The organism is Hansschlegelia beijingensis, assembly GCF_045505405.1.
Taxonomy (GTDB): Bacteria; Pseudomonadota; Alphaproteobacteria; order Rhizobiales; family Methylopilaceae; genus Methylopila; species Methylopila beijingensis_A.
In genome coordinates, this window is record NZ_JBJKEX010000582.1 from 1 (window position 1) to 1,058 (window position 1,058).

Below are 1,058 nucleotides of genomic sequence, written 5' to 3' on the forward strand. Positions count from 1 at the left end.
GGCGCGCCGCGCCGCGACCGCCGGCGCCCGCCACTCCGGCGGGGCCGCGTGGAAGTGATGCAGATAGGAGAGCGGCAGCGCGAGCCGCTCCGGATCAGTTCCCTCGAGCGAGGCGCAGCCGATCATCACGTCGACGCCGTGCGCCAGCACATAGGCCCAGATGCCGTGCCAGAGCAGCTCGACGGTGCGCTTGTCCCGGTAGGGCTCCAGAACGCAGGATCGGCCGAGCTCCAGGAATGACAGGTCGGGATGGCGGGCCACCAGACCGTCCACTTCGAACTCGCCGGCGCTGTAGAAGCCGAACGTCCGATCGGCGACTTCGCCGCGAAGCAGGCGATATGTCCCGACGACCTTCGGCTTCGCGGCTCCGAAAGGCGACGCCGGATCGATCGCGCCGACCTCGAAGCCCGTGAGCCCGGCCGGAAGCCCGCCGGGCTCCGGCGCCCGCGATTGATGGTCCAGAACGAGCAGGTGGTCGCACACGGCGTCGAACGGGTCGGAGTCGCGGCGGGCGAGCCGCGCCGTCATGCTGGGCGCGGCCTGCATTTCCTCGAAGAAGACGCGGTATCGGAGCCGTTGGGCGCGGCGGATTTCCTTCGCGCTCTCCGCGAGCCTGATCTCGAGCGAGCCGATCCGCCCGAGCGGCTGCGCGAGGCGCGGCCCCTGGGAAGGCTTCGGTCGGAAACCGAAACCGGTGGCGGGGGCTTCGAGGCCAGTGGCCGCCGGCGGGAAATCGATCGGATCTGTCGACATGAGGCGCCTCCCCGAGGGGACGTCTCATGTCCCCGATGTCCGGAGGCGGCGGGAACCATCGCCTTCCGGGGGCCGAACCGGTCCCGCGCAAGGAGGAGCATATTCGGCGCACAGGCGTGTGACAACGCAGGCCAGCAGCGCCGCCGCAGCGTCAGGCGACCCGCGAGCCGTTGCCTCTCAGGGGCGCGAGCGCCTCGCCAAGCGTCTTGCGCTCAAGCGGCTTGGCCAGGACGTCATTGATCCCCGCCGCGAGCGCCGCGGCGCGATCGTCGGGGCTGGCGTTGGCGGTGACGGCGAGGAGCAGA

The 1,058-nt window shown here is 71.1% G+C and carries 1 protein-coding gene; it reads right to left on the bottom strand.

Annotated elements, in window-relative coordinates:
• On the bottom strand, window positions 1-753 hold a 753-nt coding region (locus ACIKT0_RS18870; RefSeq protein ID WP_407106834.1), incomplete at its 3' end, for a GNAT family N-acetyltransferase.
• Between the last annotated feature and the right edge of the window lie 305 nt (window positions 754-1,058).